Annotated in this window: 18 protein-coding genes, 1 riboswitch and 1 other annotated feature; of the genes, 5 read left to right on the top strand and 13 right to left on the bottom strand. The window is 41.7% G+C overall.

Annotated elements, in window-relative coordinates:
• Nucleotides 1–20: 20 nt before the first annotated feature.
• Nucleotides 21–258, bottom strand: a binding site (T-box leader).
• A 275-nt stretch (nucleotides 259–533) separates the two neighbouring features.
• The 3 genes from ED605_RS13900 to ED605_RS14670 all read left to right on the top strand — a co-directional run bounded on the left by ED605_RS13900 (nucleotide 534) and on the right by ED605_RS14670 (nucleotide 3,017).
• A complete protein-coding gene (locus ED605_RS13900; RefSeq protein WP_121979492.1) occupies nucleotides 534–2,273 on the top strand; it encodes a pyruvate oxidase in 1,740 nt (579 codons plus the stop codon).
• A gap of 282 nt (nucleotides 2,274–2,555) precedes the next feature.
• Nucleotides 2,556–2,798 carry a GlsB/YeaQ/YmgE family stress response membrane protein gene (locus ED605_RS13895; RefSeq protein ID WP_121979491.1) on the top strand — a complete coding sequence of 81 codons (243 nt, stop codon included), beginning with the start codon at nucleotides 2,556–2,558 and terminating at the stop codon, nucleotides 2,796–2,798.
• A gap of 63 nt (nucleotides 2,799–2,861) precedes the next feature.
• Nucleotides 2,862–3,017: a hypothetical protein gene (locus ED605_RS14670; RefSeq protein WP_162919819.1), complete on the top strand. Its 156-nt coding sequence runs from the start codon at nucleotides 2,862–2,864 to the stop codon at nucleotides 3,015–3,017.
• Between the two features lie 136 nt (nucleotides 3,018–3,153).
• Here ED605_RS14670 and hxlB read toward each other — a convergent pair whose 3' ends face one another.
• Both hxlB and hxlA read right to left on the bottom strand, forming a co-directional pair.
• Nucleotides 3,154–3,690 carry a 6-phospho-3-hexuloisomerase gene (gene hxlB, locus ED605_RS13890; RefSeq protein ID WP_121979490.1) on the bottom strand — a complete coding sequence of 179 codons (537 nt, stop codon included), beginning with the start codon at nucleotides 3,688–3,690 and terminating at the stop codon, nucleotides 3,154–3,156.
• A gap of 36 nt (nucleotides 3,691–3,726) precedes the next feature.
• Nucleotides 3,727–4,356 carry a 3-hexulose-6-phosphate synthase gene (hxlA, locus tag ED605_RS13885; protein WP_121979489.1) on the bottom strand — a complete coding sequence of 210 codons (630 nt, stop codon included), beginning with the start codon at nucleotides 4,354–4,356 and terminating at the stop codon, nucleotides 3,727–3,729.
• Nucleotides 4,357–4,464: 108 nt separating this feature from the next.
• Between hxlA and ED605_RS13880 the strand changes: the two genes are divergently transcribed.
• Nucleotides 4,465–4,872, top strand: coding sequence for a winged helix-turn-helix transcriptional regulator (locus ED605_RS13880; RefSeq protein WP_121979488.1), 408 nt, complete (start codon nucleotides 4,465–4,467; stop codon nucleotides 4,870–4,872).
• A gap of 127 nt (nucleotides 4,873–4,999) precedes the next feature.
• Here ED605_RS13880 and ED605_RS13875 read toward each other — a convergent pair whose 3' ends face one another.
• The 8 genes from ED605_RS13875 to ribD all read right to left on the bottom strand — a co-directional run bounded on the left by ED605_RS13875 (nucleotide 5,000) and on the right by ribD (nucleotide 13,366).
• Nucleotides 5,000–7,744 carry a DUF5776 domain-containing protein gene (locus tag ED605_RS13875; RefSeq protein WP_121979487.1) on the bottom strand — a complete coding sequence of 915 codons (2,745 nt, stop codon included), beginning with the start codon at nucleotides 7,742–7,744 and terminating at the stop codon, nucleotides 5,000–5,002.
• A 278-nt stretch (nucleotides 7,745–8,022) separates the two neighbouring features.
• On the bottom strand, nucleotides 8,023–8,451 hold the full coding sequence (locus ED605_RS13870; protein ID WP_121979486.1) for a hypothetical protein: 429 nt from the start codon (nucleotides 8,449–8,451) through the stop codon (nucleotides 8,023–8,025).
• Nucleotides 8,452–8,581: 130 nt separating this feature from the next.
• A complete protein-coding gene (locus ED605_RS13865) occupies nucleotides 8,582–9,619 on the bottom strand; it encodes an acyltransferase family protein (protein ID WP_191981389.1) in 1,038 nt (345 codons plus the stop codon).
• Between the two features lie 411 nt (nucleotides 9,620–10,030).
• Nucleotides 10,031–10,501 (bottom strand): 6,7-dimethyl-8-ribityllumazine synthase, encoded by a 471-nt coding sequence (ribH, locus tag ED605_RS13860; protein WP_121979484.1) that lies wholly within the window; start codon nucleotides 10,499–10,501, stop codon nucleotides 10,031–10,033.
• Between the two features lies 1 nt (nucleotide 10,502).
• Nucleotides 10,503–11,723 carry a GTP cyclohydrolase II gene (gene ribA, locus ED605_RS13855; protein ID WP_121979483.1) on the bottom strand — a complete coding sequence of 407 codons (1,221 nt, stop codon included), beginning with the start codon at nucleotides 11,721–11,723 and terminating at the stop codon, nucleotides 10,503–10,505.
• Complete coding sequence (locus ED605_RS13850) at nucleotides 11,720–12,319, bottom strand: riboflavin synthase (protein WP_121979482.1); 600 nt, start codon at nucleotides 12,317–12,319, stop codon at nucleotides 11,720–11,722. The genes ribA and ED605_RS13850 overlap by 4 nt, the downstream gene beginning before the upstream one ends.
• Nucleotide 12,320: 1 nt before the next feature.
• Nucleotides 12,321–12,908 (bottom strand): RibD family protein, encoded by a 588-nt coding sequence (locus tag ED605_RS14820; RefSeq protein ID WP_263852965.1) that lies wholly within the window; start codon nucleotides 12,906–12,908, stop codon nucleotides 12,321–12,323.
• Nucleotides 12,909–12,925: 17 nt separating this feature from the next.
• On the bottom strand, nucleotides 12,926–13,366 hold the full coding sequence (gene ribD / locus ED605_RS14815) for a bifunctional diaminohydroxyphosphoribosylaminopyrimidine deaminase/5-amino-6-(5-phosphoribosylamino)uracil reductase RibD (RefSeq protein WP_225419163.1): 441 nt from the start codon (nucleotides 13,364–13,366) through the stop codon (nucleotides 12,926–12,928).
• A gap of 130 nt (nucleotides 13,367–13,496) precedes the next feature.
• A riboswitch (FMN riboswitch) is annotated at nucleotides 13,497–13,632 on the bottom strand.
• Nucleotides 13,633–13,796: 164 nt separating this feature from the next.
• Here ribD and ED605_RS13840 point away from each other — a divergent pair.
• Complete coding sequence (locus tag ED605_RS13840) at nucleotides 13,797–15,032, top strand: chloride channel protein (protein WP_121979481.1); 1,236 nt, start codon at nucleotides 13,797–13,799, stop codon at nucleotides 15,030–15,032.
• 76 nt (nucleotides 15,033–15,108) lie between these two features.
• On the opposite strand, the gene ED605_RS13835 is transcribed toward ED605_RS13840, so the two are convergent.
• The 3 genes from ED605_RS13835 to ED605_RS13825 are packed head-to-tail and all read right to left on the bottom strand — an operon-like array spanning nucleotide 15,109 to nucleotide 17,788.
• Entirely contained in the window at nucleotides 15,109–17,064 is a 1,956-nt protein-coding gene (locus ED605_RS13835; RefSeq protein WP_121979480.1) for a copper-translocating P-type ATPase, read from the bottom strand.
• Nucleotides 17,064–17,390, bottom strand: coding sequence for a cupredoxin domain-containing protein (locus ED605_RS13830; RefSeq protein WP_121979479.1), 327 nt, complete (start codon nucleotides 17,388–17,390; stop codon nucleotides 17,064–17,066). The genes ED605_RS13835 and ED605_RS13830 overlap by 1 nt, the downstream gene beginning before the upstream one ends.
• A gap of 23 nt (nucleotides 17,391–17,413) precedes the next feature.
• Nucleotides 17,414–17,788, bottom strand: a complete 375-nt coding sequence (locus tag ED605_RS13825; RefSeq protein WP_121979478.1) for a cupredoxin domain-containing protein — start codon at nucleotides 17,786–17,788, stop codon at nucleotides 17,414–17,416.
• Nucleotides 17,789–18,100: the final 312 nt, after the last annotated feature.

Below are 18,100 nucleotides of genomic sequence, written 5' to 3'. Positions count from 1 at the left end.
CCCGTTAACTATTTGAAGTCAACAGGGACGGTTAAAACCGCGGTACCACCCTTAAGTTATTACCCCTTCACAAAGGCAATCTTAATTACTCACCATTTAGTAAGTTTTGGAAAGTAACGCTTCCTCACGTCAATCACGCTTGCACGAGTTTGAATGCTCCGAGTTCATCTTCAGTTGTTATTTAATTGCGCCTTCTCACCAACCGACGCTCTCTTTAAAATTTAATTAACAACTTACTCTTCTCATCATCGTTATCTAAATATTAAAATCTTATGGCACAAAATTAATCTACACCCGAAAGTCATCCCTTGTCAATAGTCTTTAGTGACTTTAGCGTTATGGTCGATTAACGATTATTATCGTCACTAATCTTTCAAGATCCCAATCATTTTTTACATGCTAATCACTAGAAGATGTTATTTGTGAATAAATTTTCACACTTTGTTTTTGCATTTTAATTTCAATCGCCTACAATTGAATTAAATGCTACTTTGATACATTTTGTGACATGATTTTTGAAAGGGAGAGATAAGATGGCTGAAAAAGCTTCTGAACAATTAGTCGACGTCCTTATTGACTGGCAAGTCAAACACGTTTATGGGCTACCCGGTGATTCAATCGATACCACTGTCGATGCCCTTCGAAAAAAGCAGGATCAAATCGGATTTATTCAAGTCCGACACGAAGAAGTGGCTGCTTTAGCCGCAGCTGCCGAAGCCAAATTAACGGATAAACTGGGCGTCTGTTTATCAATTGGCGGCCCGGGAGCCATTCACATGCTAAATGGCCTTTACGATGCCAAAATGGATCATGTTCCGGTTTTGGCACTACTAGGTCAGGTTGATACGCAGTTTCTAAACGAAAACTACTTTCAAGAAGTCAATACGCCACAGCTCTTTTCAGACGTGGCTGTTTACGATAAATTGATTACGGCTTCTGACAATTTAGCCGAAGTTGTCGATGAAGCGATTCGAACCGCTTATCAAAAACATGGTGTGGCTGTATTAACGATTCCGGATAATTTACCGGAACAGAAAGTCACTGGTTCTTATACCAGTTCCGCAGCTACTTTTCAATTAACTTCACCGCAAATTGACAGTGACCGGCTTAAGACGGCAGCTAAATTAATTCGAGAAGCTAAAAAGCCGTTGGCACTGGTCGGCTTGGGTGCTAAGCATGCCGGCAGCCAAGTGGCCAGTTTTCTTGAGCGAAATCATATTCCATTTATCTCAACCTTGCCGGCGAAGGGCCTTGTCGGCGACAGCCATCCCAATTCACTGGGCAATGTTGGTAAATTAGGGACCAAGCCGGCTTATGAAGCCATGCAAAACACTGATTTACTCCTAATGCTTGGGACTAATTACCCTTACACCGCCTATTTGCCGAAACCCGGTAGTGCCAAAAGCATTCAGGTTAACACCAATCCATCAGCGATTGGCAAACGTTATCCGGCCGATGTCGGTTTGGTCGCCGACCTCAAGGAAGTCCTTTTCCGTTTGGATCCAACCGAAACAACGGTGCTTCATCCAGATGACAGTTTCCTGAAGGCTTGCCAGGAAAACGTTGCTAATTGGAATCGCTGGATGAAAGATAAGCGACGACTCGATACAACGCCGGTAGCCCCAGAAGCTTTGTTCAATGACATCAACGAAACAGCTGCTAAAGATGCCATTTACTCAATTGATGTTGGTACCGCCACTTCATGGAGTGCCCGCTTTCTTGATGTTAAACCAACCCAAAAATTTGTCCTATCGTCTTATTTAGGGACAATGGGGTGCGCTTTACCCGCTGCAATTGCCGCTAAGCTTAATTACCCAAATCGCCAAGTCATTTCCATTAATGGTGATGGCGCATTTGCGATGGTGATGCAGGATTTCATCACAGCCGTTAAATACAAACTACCGTTAATTAACATCGTTTTAAATAACTCAAAGCTGGCTTTCATTGAATACGAACAACAAGCAGCCGGTCAATTAAATTATCAAATTGATCTGCAGGACATGGACTATGCTAAATTTGCGGATGCGGCCGGCGGTGTCGGTATCACAGCCAAAACACCAGAGGAATTCGAACGAGCTTTAAATCGCGCCTACCGAGTCACTAAAATGCCGGTTCTAATTAATGCCTACGTCAGAGATGATGCACCGTTACCGGGCAAAATTGTTGGCGAAGAGGCCAAGGGCTATATGAAATTCGGTAGCCAATATCTCAAAGAAGAAAAGAAGATTCCAGAATTACCACCATTGAAAGACATTATGCGTCAATTCTTCTAAATTAACGCCGCCCCCTCCTACCTGTGTTAGTTATCAGGTAGACAGAGGGGCTTTTTTAGTTAATTTTTTCAAACAATAATCGTCATTTTTGACAGGGTTATTGGCAACGTGATAATCTTTAATTATTATATAATATTGGCTTTTCTAAAAACAATGATTGTCAATTTATATATTTAAGTAGCACATGTTGCTTTTACAAGTTCTGGTTTTGCTACGACGCTAATAAAGTATTTATTCATAAAGTGAAGGAACGCTTTATTGTCAAGTTAGGAGGAAATCATCATGGGAATTATTTGGGCAATTATTGTCGGTGCAGTAATTGGTGCAATTGCGGGAGCTGTCACCAATAATGGCGGGTCAATGGGTTGGATCGCCAATATCGTTGCCGGGTTAGTCGGTTCAGCGATTGGCCAGGCCCTATTAGGTTCTTGGGGTCCCAGTCTTGCCGGCATGGCACTGATTCCATCAATTATTGGGGCAATTATTTTAGTCTTGGTGGTTTCATTGGTGGTCAAACGAACCTGAGCTATTAATAAATGACCCCCGTAAAGATCATCTAAAAAGTCAATCGAAAGTAGGTGACAATTCATGCAAGTTTTAAAATCGATTTTTAAATTCATGATTGCCAGTACCTTAATTGTTAGCGGTTTGTTACTGGGAGGTACGATTTTTGCAACCAAAAAAGTCAATGTTTTTGGCGATAAATTACAGCATAAGTTATATGGTCGAAAATCAAATGACTAATTTCATCAAAATAGTCAAAGCGATACTAGTTGAGGAGATTAGAGCACATCCTCAAAGCTAACCTTCTCTGCCAAATTTTAAAAGGACGTCTGAGTCATCAACGTTAAATTAGTTGATAGCCCAGGCGTCCTTTAACCTATTCTAAATTAGCATGATGTTTCGCTAGATCTGTTTCGTCGAGATGCCAAGCCGACATTAAGTCCAAGACAACCGCTTCTAAATATAGAAACACCAATTGTTCAAATGCGGCCCCTAATGGCTGTTGACTCGATTTTTGGTCAGCATATTTAGCCTTACCGCCCAAGACAATGGTTTGATCGGTCAAGTCAGCAATTGGGCTATCAGCTTTAGTGCTCAGTAAAATGGTCTTAGCCCCAACTGCTTTAGCCGTTTCAACGAAGTGTTTAGTTTGCATCGTTTGACCCGATCCGGACGCTACCAGTAATAAGTCCTCTTCATGGATTGGCGGCGCCGTAATTTGGCCGACCACAATTGCTGGCTTGTCCATTTGCGCTAATCGCATCGCAAACATTTGAAGAGCCAAGCCGGATCGACCGGCACCATACACAAATACGTGCTTAGTCGTCGTTAATTCAGAAATTAAGTGCGCATCAATGGTTAGGTGATTTGTCAAACCCGTTAACTCTGAAGTGACTTGCTTGATTGGTTCCATTATTATGACCTCTTTTTAAGCATTAACTGTTTTAGCTTATTTCGGCATCATTGCTTTAATTTGGCGGGCGGCTTCGCTTGGATTGTCGACCGTTGAAATGCCGCCACCAACGATCAATAAGTCTGGCCCAGCATCGATAATTTGCTTAGCCGTCGAAACTTTGATCCCACCAGCCACTGCCGTTTTAGCTTTAGTAACTGCCTGTTTAATCGTATTAAATGTTTCAAAAGGCGTCTCACCAAGCGCTTGCAAATCATACCCCGTATGCGTCCCGATATAATCCGGACCCATCGCGTCAATTTCGGCAGCCCGCTTAGCAACGTCATGAACTCCGATCATGTCTACTAATAGTTGTTTACCAGCAGCCCGGGCAGCCTTAACAGCATCCTCAATTGATTGATCTTCGGCCACTGCCAAAATTGTCGTAATATCAGCACCATACTTATAGGCCTGGTTCACTTCATATTCGGCAACGTCCATAATTTTAAGATCAGCTAATAGCGTAATGTCCGGAAATGCCTGACGAATCTTTTGAAGACCTTCCAAGCCAAAATTAATGACTAACGGCGTGCCATATTCAAAGATATCAACGCTATCTTTTGTTTGGTTAATCAAGTTAATGGCGCCATCGATATCCTCTAAATCAATTGCTAGTTGTAATTTCATTGCAAAATCTTCCTTTCTTTGTCAGTGACGGGTATAATTATGATACCTGTTGTTAATTCTGACAATAGGGCACTTTAAAGTAACCTGCTTGACGAAAGGAAGTTCATAATGACAGACGTTGTTCGCAAAGGTGTTTTGGAAAAATTAGCCAATGGTGATTACAATTGTGAAAAGGAATTTACACTGTCAATGTTTAGCGGTAAATATAAATTGGTCATTCTTTGGGAACTCGGGCATGTTAGTGAGATGCATTTCAATGAACTCTACCGGGTAATTGACAAGGTGACTAAAAAGGTTTTATCAAATCAGCTGCACGAGTTAATTAACGATCAATTAATTGAACGCCGCACTTATCGGCAAAATAATCAAACTTTTGTGGTATATAAAATGACATCAGTCGGCCGTTCCCTCTTGCCAATTATTGATAGTATGTACGAATGGGGTAAGAAGCGAATTAATGCTTATCAAATTCCGGCTTCATTTAAATTGGATGTTTCCAAGGACCTTAAAGACTAACCCAAAAACGCTGGCAATACAAAAAAGCAGCCATTAATCAAGACTTCCACTCGTTGTGAACATCTTGGTTAATAGTTGCTTTATTTTTGTTAAATTAACTTCTCGTTTGACGAAAAATCAAATTAGCTTATTTAAGATCAACTAATTTTCGATCAGCTAAAATGTACTCACCGTTGGTTAAAACAAAGCAGGTCTTGCCATGTTCGCGAACAAGTCGCTTAACGTGAAGTACTTTACCATAACGGTAATGGGCTGCTTTACTAGTTAACTCTCGGTTATGATAAGCAGTGATGCCGGTAAGTCGAACTACTTTTACCTTAGCATGTTTCTTGTCATAGAAGACTGGTCGAACAAATTTCCGATCTGCCGTAATATAACCCCTTTTACCATAAGTTTTATGGTGTCGGTTAATGTCTTTGACTTGATAACGAAGCTCACCTGAAGCGGACCGAGCGTAACCTGTTACAAGGAACTTTGGCCAATTACGACGTGACTTTTTAGTGTAGTGAGCAATCCGTTGCGATTTCTTAAAATCAGCATGGCGATATAAAGAGATTCCCTTCACCGCATAAACTTCGGTGTTTTCACGAACGGTTCCTTCTGGCAAGCCATCCCGAGTTGATTGAACGCTTCCTGAATCAACTGCAGGTGTTTTAACTGAACTACTTGAGCTGGAATTGGTTGAAGAAGTGGTCTTTTGGGTTGGTGCCGTAGTTTTGATAGACGTTTTAGCAGGTTTAGCCGGAAGACTAACCCCAGTGCTTGGATGGGTTACTTGGCCGCTCTTAACCGTCGAAGCTGACTTAGTAATAGGTTTAACGGCTGTCGGCTTTTTAACCTGTTGTTTAGCTGGAGTCGCTGCGGTCGGCTTTTCAGATTTCGGTTCTGATTTTTTAGCATCTTTTTTCGAATGGTCTGTCTGATCGCCGTTTGCCGTTAGCTTAGCAGGTGATTGCTTATCAGCCAGCTTTCCTTTGTCAGTCCTGTCAGCATCGGATTTCTTTTGGCCCGCTAACTTATCTTTATCGCCCTTACTTAAAGATTTTGCTTGTGGCGATTCTTGTTGTTTAAGACCCTTTACTTTTGATTGAGTCGGATCAGCTTTTTTATCAGCTGAACTAGCTGTTCCAGTCGATTGAGATTTACCTGATTTAGTTGCTGGAGTGGTTGAATCAGCTGTTTTGTCTCGATCGTTGGATGAAACTTTAGCACTTGATGAACCTGTCAAGGTAGCCGCAGAATCAGACTTAGCACCTGAACCAGTCGTCTTCGATGAGGCTGAATCAGCGATTGGTGCTGTCAGGCTGGTTGCCGGAGCTGGAGTAGTTGCTGTCTTTTTACCAGAAGACGGTTGGGTATTTGGTTTAGATGTTTGCTGTGCAGTATGATGATATTTAATGGTAATTTCTGAAACTTGCTTGCCATCTGGGCCAAGTGTTCCATATCGGAAGCTTTGGGATGGCTTATCAGCTTCATAACCATCAATCTTCGCAATTAGTTTATTAGTTGTGTCACCAAATTTGCCGCTAAGGTCAAGATCCTTACCAATTGACTTACCGGCTTCATCTACGCGTTTAACCTTAATTCCGATTGGCTTTTGAAAGTCTTCAGGAGTGACCTTTTGATAATGTAGTGTAAATTCTTGCCCAGTGTCTTTAAACGGTAGCTTGACAGGTTGACTGTCGGCAAATGGCAATGCTTGCATTTTCTTATCTAATTGAACCCCGGCAGGTGCTTCAATCCGGACTAGTCGGTAAGTTTGACTATCAATTCCAGACTTTTGGTAAGCTGAAATGATCGCCTTTTCCGTTGAGTCACCACGTTGAATATTTGCTGGCTTGAGATAAGTAGTGGAACCATCAGACTTATCCAAAACGTAGTTGGTTCCGATCACGTTGACTGCATTATAGTTCATTTTTTGAATTTGAATCTGATCAGTAGCTTGTGTTCCACCATTCGAACCCGCAATGGCAAAACTGGCAAATTGGCCACCCTGTTGTTTTAGATAGTCCGCATAATTTTCCTCATCACTGACCATTTTTTGCCCTGCTTCATCTTTAATCTCGTAACTCAGAGTTTTACTGTCTGCTTTCCAGTCAATTTTTACTGACAAGTTCTTACCAACGTATTCATTAGTGCTTAAAGACTTCGGAGCCCCCAGAAATTTAATGTTTTCTGTATCATTATAAATATGACCATCCAAATCATGATTGGTTCCGTTGGATTTAAACAGTTGGATAGTTGGTACTTTCCCAGTTTTTGTAACTGGCGCACCCACACGAGAATTATCGATAACTAATCCAAAGACACCCTTTAAATCGCCAATACCTAATCCGGCACCACCAATTCCCATCACTCTTGGATCATTTAATCTAAATGAAAGTGACAGACCATCCCCCAATTGACCATATGGGCTGTTTACATCACTTGGAGTCACTTTAAGTTTCATTTGCAATGAAAAGTCTTTTCGCAAGTCAATGTTATCTCTCATGTAAGACTGACCAACGGCATTAATCCAATTAAATTTGAGTTTGGAATTTGCTGGATTCACACGGCCCCAATACCCGTTCAGATCAACATAATAAGAACCATCTGAATGCTTTACTGTCGAATAAGGGTGACCATCAATATAAATTGTGCCACTGGCTGGATCCCCTGTATAAACCGATTCGGGAAAAGTCAACGTACCATTTGTTGAATCATATTTCGCTAACCCTTTTGTCGCAAAATATTTCTGGTAACTGTCCTTCTTAATCGTGACCTCAGTTCCAGTTGCATCCCCATGAACTTGGGCTGGAATTGTCAAAACCATCAAACCGGCGGTTGCCACTCCGGCAAACACACCTAAGTATTTATTGAAACTTTTATGCATCAAATCCCTCCATATAGTTATTTCTCGATAAACATGATTGTCACCTTTCGATAAAAATCTGAAATCGAGAAAATTATTTTCAGTACATTAAATACTATATCATATTATTAGCATATTAGTTAGCTTTTTATTTATTTTTATGTAACCAAATTTTATATTATTTAATTATTAGTTATCATTTTATTACAATAAGTGATTACTTTTTTACATAACGTTCAAATAACGTCAAAAAAGGACGTCTGCAATTTGCAAACGTCCCTTTAAAGAATCAAATTAAATTATGAATTGATTTCGATGGTCCGGGTCAATGAATTATAGCCGGACTTGCTGACGGTGACAGTAAACTGAGTGCCACTGGCGTATTTAGTATCCAAATTTGTCCACCAAACGCCTAAAACTGAACTGGCATACGCTGTCCCAGCAACGTGTCCACTGGCTGTTTTAATTGTAATGATCGAGCCAGGTGTTGCCGTACCACTGGCAAAGTTACTTTTGACGGTGCAGGCACTTAGTGTTGTTGACTGCAGATCAGAATCTTGCAAAGAAGATGACTGAGCTGACTTATTTTGGCTACGTTGCTGGGTCGATTTAAAAGTTTGCCCATGTCGTTGCGCCGGGGTAACCGTCTCTGCGCTTGCCGTCAAAGAAGTGCCACCGATTGCTAATGCTCCTAATAACGCCGTTGAAACTGAAATTAATTTTCTCATATTACTTACTCACATTCCTTTCGTATCCCCAAAATAGGTATCAAATCTGCTAAGTAAGCTGATATAAATCTCACTTAACGATTTAAATAATACTGTGAGAAGCTTAATCCAAGCTTAAAGTAATCATCACTTAATGAGTCGGCTTAATAAAAGTCGCTTTAATCTTTTGAATCACAATCCCAAGGACCACTGGTACCATGACCCCAATCGTTAAGCGAACGAAGACGCTCTTGATTCCATTTATCAAGCACAAGTCCAAAAAAAGTTTATGGCCATACATAATGGCTAATGTATGACGGCCAATTAAAGGCAAGCCAAATTTAACCGAACTTTTAGCTGTCACACAAGCACCGGCCATCACTGCCAATGAAAAAATAATTGGAATCACAATGATGGCAATACCCATTGGAAGCGAACTTTGCATTAAATGGGATTTTAATGATAGTCGAAAACTAAAACCACTAATTTGATGCACAAAGATTAACCCAATTGCTGCCAACCAAATCAGTAGAATCATTTTAAATCTTTCAAGCCATATCCGATTATGGTGAAACAAAGCGTAACCGGCATAAGCATAAAAGGCTGTCACCATCACGGTATCCATGTTCCATGGCATCATCGCAAATCCATTGAGATGCATCCAAGTGATCTGCTTAAAACTGGTTTCAATCATCAGACCGCTGATTGTCAGTAAAAGATGAATCGACCAATTTTTAGTCATCGAAATCATGACAGTCACAACAATGATTGTCAGTATGTAAACATTGATGAACCAAAAAGTACTGGTGTAAAAGTTTAATGTTCGACCTCCTAGGACCAGGTCAAACCAATGATTTAACAAAAAACGTTGGCTTTTATGATGAATCACCGTATAAAGGTAAATCAGCAATCCACCCATTGCGACATACAAGAGTAATTCATTTCTAATCCTCTTCATAAAGAAACGTTTCCAATCGTTCGGGTTAGTCAACGGTTTTAAAAAAATGCCGGTAATCATAAAGAAGATTGGAATGTGCCACCAATATAGAAATCGTGCCAGCGGCCCATTAATTAAGATATGTCCTAAGACAATCGCAATCATCCCGTAGGCTTTAGCGATGTCGATCCACTGAACTCGAGTGGTGGTTGGTTGACAAGGTGACGAACTGATTTTTAAATGCTCATTCATAACAAATCTCAAAATCCTTTTAATTATTTTTAAAGCAAAATGAATTAATCAACCTGACGTAGCATTAGTGACGACTATGAATTTAGTCAATGCTTGCATGAATCCTTTCTTGAGATTTTTAAAGCGACTTTTTAGTATCCTAAATAATGATTTTACGATTGATCAATGAAGCCATTATTACATTATCGAATCTCTTCAGCCCTGTCAAACGGCACTTTAACACTTAGAATCCTTGATTTGACGGGCTTTAATAGGGATTCAGAATTAACTGAAAGCATTAAAAAAGGCTCAAAAACGAATTCAATTCAACGTTTTTAAACCCTTTTACTTAATTTATTGTTATAAACTAAGTATTAATAGAATCTTAAATATATTAACACTTCATTTAGTTTAAGGAGAGTATCTCACACTTCATAAAGCTTTCAGCCACCGTTGCATCCCTAACATTTCAAGTAAGCCACTGGCACACTCTGCCCCCTTATTGCCGCCCTTACCACCAGCCCGATTAATTGCCTGATCAAGATTATCAGTTGTTAAAACGCCAAACATGACTGGCACTGGTCCGGATAATGATAGCGAACTTAAGCCACTTGCAGTTTCCGAACAAACATACTGATAATGATCCGTTTGTCCCTTAATTACTGCTCCCAAGGCAATAATGCCGTCAACCTGACCAGAGGTACCAAGTAACTTAGCAGCCCTGGAAAGCTCCATTGCGCCAGGTACCCAAATAACTGTCAGTTGGTCATCTGTCACCCCATATTTTTTCAATTCATCCAAGGCGCCTTTCAACAGGCACTCCGTGACCAACTGATTAAAATGAGCTACCACAATGCCAATCCGATCCTTTTGATTAATTGTTTTCCCGGTATAAGTCTGCATGTTAATCCACTCCCTTTAATAGATGGTGAAATCGGTCTTTCTTGGTTTGTAAGTAACTTTGATCATCTGCTGTGGCTGCAATTTCAATTGGAATTCGCTTTCTAACACTGATTCCTAAATCACTAAGCTGCTGAATTTTGTCAGGATTATTAGTCATTAAATCAACTGTCCGAACGCCCTTTTCGTGCAAAATAGCGGCTGCCACACCATAATGACGTTGATCCGGTTCAAAGCCAAGGTGAAGATTGGCATCAAAAGTGTCGTATCCCTGTTCCTGTAATTTATAAGCCTTAAGCTTATTGGCCAGTCCAATGCCGCGGCCTTCCTGACGCAGGTATAAAACAGCACCGTGACCCTTTAATTGAATTAACCGCAATGCTTTTGCCAACTGCTCGCCACAATCGCAACGCTTTGATCCGAAAATATCTCCAGTCAAACATTCCGAGTGAAGCCTCAGTAGCAAAGGTTCATCTGGCTGAACTCGACCTTTTGAAATTAAAAGTGTCGGTTCCTGTGCCCGATCGGTCTGAAACGCTTCAAGGGTAAAATCACCAAATCGGGTTGGCAGTTTGACAGTTGTAATGGATTCGACAACCTCAAAGTTTTTAATATATCGGTAAGTAAGAATGTCAGCAATTGTTAGAAATGGAACACCGATGCCTTCCGCAAACGATTTTAAATAGGGACGCCTAGCCATTTTACCGTCTTTTCGCAAGATTTCGCAGATATACGCCACTGGCGAAGCGCCTGCCAGTCTAGCCAGATCAACTGCCGCTTCAGTATGTCCCTGTCGTTGTACAGTACCTCGATCAGCTGCAATCAATGGGAAGATATGGCCTGGATGGTAAAAGTCATCCCACGTTTTGGCTAGATTCGTTAATTGTTTGATCGTTTCCGCCCGATCAAAAGCTGAAATGCCCGTTGAAGTGGTTTTGGCATCCGTGCTAACGGTGAAAGCGGTGCCGTACGCATCAGTGGCATTGGCTATCATTGGGTGAAGCCCTAACCGCTCAGCATTTTGACGGCTCATTGGCACACAAAGCAGGCCTCTAGCTCGCGAAACCATTGTATTAACCGTTTCCGGTGACACTAAATCCGCCAAACCAATCATGTCGCCCTCTGCTTCACGGCTTTGTGAATCAGCAACAATTACCAATCCACCTTTTTTCAATGCTGTTAATGCCGTTTCGACTCGTTTAATAACTGTCTGTGAGTGTGTCATTTACCCCATTCCTTTCGTTGTGAAATTACGTATTTTCCTAAGATATCAGTTTCCAAGTTAACTAGATCACCAGTTTTTAGCATTGACAAGGTCGTCTCCTTTAATGTATGGGGAATCAAACTGACCGAAAATTTATGATGGCTAACTTGTGTCACCGTTAAACTGACGCCATTAACAGCAATCGACCCCTTTTCAACAATCTGATGATCATAGCTTGGTGGAAAATCAACGGTGACAACTATGGCATTCCCATCGACTCGCTGATCAACCACCGTTCCAGTTGTATCAACGTGACCAAGTACAAAATGGCCATCCAACCGTTGAGAAGCTTTCAATGCTGGTTCAAGGTTGAGCTTAGTTCCCACTTTAACCATTCTTAAATTCGTTCTGCGAAAAGTTTCCGGCATTACATCAACTGAAAAACAGTCCTCTTGTAAATCGGTAATAGTCAAACAAGCACCATTAACTGCGAGACTATCACCGATTTGGCTATGGATTTCTTGAATGAGCGGCTCGCTCACCGTCAGTCGCTGACTTTCCTGGCGGGTCGTCACTGACGTTACCGTTCCCAAGCCACGAATAATTCCTGTAAACATGTCAATTCCTCCTCGCCGTAATCAGCAAATCCTTGCCAAGCCGTTGGACCTGAGTCAGATGAAATTGTTGAATCGTTGAATTAGCGAGCCCTAAGACGGCCGGCAAGCCACCACCACCCAATACCAAGGGCGCTAAATAGAGCCAAATTTGATCAATTAAATTTGCGGCGGCAAAGGCTGCTTGAACCCGACTGCCACCCTCAACCATTAATGATTGAATGCCCTTTTCTCCAAGTAGTTTCATAATTTGGTGGGGTGTCCATTCCGCTGATTGAAAAACTTGAACAAATTCTGGCCACTGCCGGGTCGATTTCTTTCTGGTCAATAACCAAACCGGAGTTGCTGACTGAAATATTTTTTCTGAAAGTGATAGTGAATCAGCCTGGTTAACCAAAATAATTTTAATTGGGGGATAATCTGGTGTCACTGTGCGGACTGTTAACTCCGGATCATCAATCATTAAGGTGTGTTCACCAATCAAAATTGCTTGTTGGGAATACCGAAGCTGTTGACTACTCTGAAAAGCTTGGGTTCCCGTCAACATTGTTCGTTGATTGGGTTGACCATTTAATTTGCCGTCTAAGCTCATCGCATATTTCAAGGTTACTAACGGCCGATGATACTGAAAAAAAAATTATAGGCCCGGTTCAGTTCGCCGGTGGTTCCCAGAACGGTTACCTGAATCCCGTGAGCTTCAAGAATTCGAATCCCTTTTCCAGAAACAATCGGGTTTGGATCTCGTTGGCCAATCACAACCCGTTTAATCCCGACCTCCACCAATTTTTTAGCACATGGTGGTGTCTTACCAAAATGACTACAAGGTTCCAGTGTGACGTACATCGTAGCGCCCCGAGCATCGTTTGGATTTTTCAAATGACTGAGGGCGTTAATTTCCGCATGCATTTGACCAAAAGCGTGATGATAACCAGTGGCTAACAGCTGGTGATGCTTACAAATGACTGCTCCAACCAATGGATTTTGCCAAGTGTGGCCCAGTCCCTTTGCCGCCTCTTTAAACGCCAACGCCATCATTTCCTGATCATTCAATTTGTTTCACTCCAATCAAAAAGGCCGCCGCAGCAATATTGCGCGGGGCCTTTGTTAAGATCACTTTAAAAGCTTGGTTGCCTTAGGCCGACTCAAATAAGCCGACTTTTGGTTATCCCAAACATGTCGTGTTTTTCTTCTCCCATCCAGACTTTACTGTCGGTCCCAGACTTGCACTGGGTCCACCGCTATACGCGGGTCACGGACTTCAACCACCAAAGATTGTTACCGTCGGTCGGGAATTGCACCCTGCCCCGAAGAATTATTTAATTGTTAAAAATAAGTTAACACACAGCCGTCAAAAATTCAACGGTTAATTTAAATCACCACAAAAATAGGAAGTCCCTAAGCTGACTATCTGACAATTTTCTCATCAATTTCACGGTTTCTTAATTAGAAAATGACATGGATATGGTAAAATTACATAGTTATGAAAACCCAAAATTTTACCTTAACAGTTTCAACAATTATACTTGGCGGATTAGTTGGCATCAGTTCGCTTTTATTAAGCTTATTCTTAAATTTAATCGAAAAACTTTTTTTGCATTTTAATGAAACCACCCTTCACCCAATCGCAACGGGCGGATCCGGTGTAGCCAGGTTAATATCCGTTGTTATTGGCGGGTTACTGGCAAGCATCATTTGGTGGTTTTTACGAACCAAAGTGACGCCACCCGCAACAATTGAACAGGGTTTAGGTGGCCGAAATATGCCGGCTATTCAAACCTTCTTTCACGTAGTTACCCAAATCTTTTACGTGGGCACCGGCGGCTCAGTTGGCCGTGAATTAGCCCCCAGGGAAGCCGGTGCCATGATTGCTCAAAAGTGGCAGCAATTACTGACCAAAAGTCGGCTAACACAATTGTCGGAAGCTGACACCCGGTTATTAATGGCTGCTGCAGCTGGGGCAGGCTTTGCCGGCGTTTACAATGCACCGCTGACCGGGATGTTTTTTTGTGTCGAGGTGCTTTACCGAAAAGTGTCCATTCGAACGGTGAGTGTTAGTTTGGCAATGTCAATTCTATCAACGCTTGTAAGTACAAGTTTCAGGGGAACCGCTCCCTATTATTTGGTGCCCCATTCCGGTTTTTCGGCAGCCTTTTTGCCAATTACCGTTTTGATTGCTGTGCTAAGCGGTTTATTGGGCGCCCTGTTTCGGAAAGCGTTTAAATGGGCTGGGCGGTCAAAACCGCAAAATTGGCAGATGCTTTGGCAACTACCAGTAGCTTCCTTGGCAACCGGATTAATTTCAATGAATTTTCCTCAAATTATGGGAAATGGTCGTGCTTTGGCTCAATTCTCGCTTAATGCGACTAACCGGCAGTTACTAATCATTCTGTTGCTGGGGGGTGCCGCCAAATATTTGATAACGGTTTTTGTCATTCGGGCCGGTGCTTTCGGGGGAACGTTAACCCCATCAGTTGCGATTGGTGCGTCTTTGGGTGCACTAATCGGCATTTTACTGCTGCCAATCAGTCACCTACCAGTTTGGCAGTCAGCCCTGGTTGGTGGTTGTAGTTTATTGGCAGCGTCACAACAGGCCCCCCTGATGGCCCTGTTCATGATTTTTGAAGTCTGCCATTTAAATTCAATGGCCCTAATCCCCTTAGGAATTGGCGTCGCTATTTCAATTACTGTATCAAAAGCGATTTTAAACCATTTGTAATCATTAATTTAATCGTCACTGAAAATCTCCAGACCTTTTCAAGTTAGTTGAAAGGATCTGGAGATTTTTTCAAAAGTTAATTAGTAATGACTGATTGCTTTGAAAGTTGATGTTCACCAGCAATTTTAGTTTTATTAAGCAATAAAGAAGAGGTAACGACTGACACTGATGAAAAGGCCATCGCTAATCCTGCCAATTCGGGGCTTAGCTGAAGCCCAATTCCAACAAGGATTCCCGCCGAAATTGGAATGCCGATTAAGTTGTAAATGAATGCCCAGAACAAATTAAGCTTAATTCGATTAAAGGTCTTTTTGGCAATGTCCAGCGCCCGAACAACACCCAACAAATCGTTTTGAATTAGAACAATTTCACCGGATTCAATTGCAATATCAGTTCCAGATCCCATTGCAATGCCAACATCAGCAACCGTCAAAGCTGGTGCATCGTTCACACCATCGCCGACAAAGGCGACTTTACCGGTTTGCTGGAAGGCTTTAACGTGGTCAGCTTTTTCATTGGGAAGAACACCGGCAATGACTTGATCAATGCCGACCTGCTGGCCAATTGCCTGCGCAACACGCTGGTTATCACCCGTTAACATAACGGTCGTCAATCCTCTGGCCTTTAAGTCAGCAATTGCTTGGGCTGCCATAGGTTTTGGCGTATCCTGAATGGCAATTAACCCAATAATTTGACCAGCCAAGCCAACCAGGACGACGGTCTTAGCTGCTTCCTGCAGAGTGGTCATTTTCTTTTTTAACTTATCAGAAATTTGGTAATCTGCCAACAATCGATCGCTACCGACAATAGCTGGTTGATCATTAACCAACGCAGTAACACCCTTACCTTCGATGTTTCGGAAGTTTTCAGCTTTCGGATATGCAATTTTTCCAGCCTTTACTTTTGAAACAATCGCTGTCGCTAAGGGATGTTCAGAACTTTCTTCCAAACTGGCCGCAATGGCAAGAACCTGCGTTTGATTAGTTCCGACCACATCAGTAACAACCGGTTTGCCGGCAGTAATTGTTCCGGTTTTATCAAAGATAACCGTTTTTACATGATTAACTTCTTCAAGTGCCTGTCCATTTTTAATTAGTACCCCCATCTTAGCCGATCGGCCGGTGCCAACCATTAAAGCGGTTGGAGTTGCCAACCCAAGGGCACAGGGACAAGCAATGACAATGACAGAAACTGCAAACAGCATCGCTGACACAGCAGAAGCGCCAAGAAACACATTCCAAATGACAAACGTTAGAATGGCAGCGATTAAAACGGCTGGCACAAAAATTCTTGAAATTTTGTCAGTTAGATTCTGAATGGGTGCGTGACTAGTTTGAGCCTTTTTAACCAAATCAACAATTTGGGCTAAAGCAGTATCTTTACCGATCTTGGTTGCCCGAAAGGTGATGGTTCCATCAGTATTGATCGTTGAGCCAATCACTTGGTCACCGGTTTTTTTACCAACCGGCATGCTTTCACCCGTGATCATCGATTCATTGACCGAAGTGGTGCCAGAGGTGACAACCCCGTCAACCGGCACTTTTTCACCTGGACGGACTCGAATTAAATCATTAACTTGAACTTCTTCTAGGGGGATCTTACGATACTGTCCCTGACGAAGGACCTCGGCTTCCTTAACCTGTAAATTCAACAATTTTCCCAAAGCATTGGAAGCCCGGTGATGCATTCGCTCCTCTAACGCATCCCCCAACAGAACAAAGACCGTTACCAACGCCGCACTTTCAAAATAAACTTCCCGACCAGTTGCCATCGCAAACAATGAATAGAAATAGGCCACCGAAGTACCAACTGCTACCAATGTGTTCATATTAGCATTGTGATGCTTAAAGGCTGCCCAAGCACTTTTCCAATAGGGTAATGCTGAAATCAGCATAATCAACGTGGTTGTAATTAGTGCAATCCAATTATAAGCCGGCAGTTGCCAATGAAAGGGCATTAAAACCATTTGAAGTAACATCGGACTTGCTAAAATCAATGAAAGCCAAAACTTTTTCATGTTTGATAACGTCATTACTGAACGACGACCTTCCCATGGAACATATTCATCCCGCAAGCATAATCAAATTCACCACTGCGATTAGTATCAACTGAAATTTCAACATCTTGATTCAGCGGTAATGCTTGATTAAAAGCCAGTTTCTTTGATTGAACTCGTGACAGACAATCAGATTCGTTAATTCGGTGAAAAACCAATTTAGCCGGCACACCCTTTTTAAGCGTGACTGTTTCCGGTTCATAACCGTGATCCACCTTAATTTTAGCAATTTGTGACCCATCGCTTTGAATCTCAGCTGCATTCAAATTATCTTGACGACCAAAAAGTTTTTTAAAATTCATATTAAATTCCCGCTTTCTTTAAATTAATCCTTAACAATAATTTTTCCATGGAACATATTCATGCCGCATGCGTAGTCAAATTCCGTTGCCTGATCCGTGGGAATTTCGATTTGAGTCATTTTTTGTTTCGTTAAATCTTTATCAATTCCCAATTTTTCAAATACAACGTGTGACAAGCAAGCAGTTGAGTCGTTCATCTTAAAATTGACCTTGGCAGGCACGCCCTTTTTTAAAATCAAGGTACTCGGTGAATAACCGCCATCAACGATAACAGTTGGTGCCTGCTCATCATTTTTTATTTGAGCATCCGCAACCCGCTCTTGGTGCTGACCAAAGAACCACCAAAGAATAAACCCGATTAAAAGTACTGCAATGCTAACAGTGATGAGTTGTGTCAATGTGCATCCCCCATTTCTTTTATTAAATCTACATCTGTAGCTTCAACTAACAGCATACCACCTTTAGTCTACATTTGTAAACATAAAGTTAAAAATCTACCAAGTTTTTTCATTTAACGTAGTTTTCTCTGGGCTAATTCGGCATTATAAAAAGATATTCCTAACTTATTCGATAAGTTAAACAACTGAAACTTGAAAGCTAAAAATTAACCGAACACCTTAGTCGTCCTGGAATAATCCGTCAGAAAATGGAAATTCAAGCTGACACTAATTCCCTGGTCAAAACGGCCGGTAGATGCGTGAGAAAATGGC

The sequence above is a fragment of the Lentilactobacillus raoultii genome (assembly GCF_900411375.1).
GTDB lineage: Bacteria > Bacillota > Bacilli > Lactobacillales > Lactobacillaceae > Lentilactobacillus > Lentilactobacillus raoultii.
Note: the sequence above shows the minus strand (reverse complement) of the source record. Positions and strands in the feature narration are given on the sequence as shown.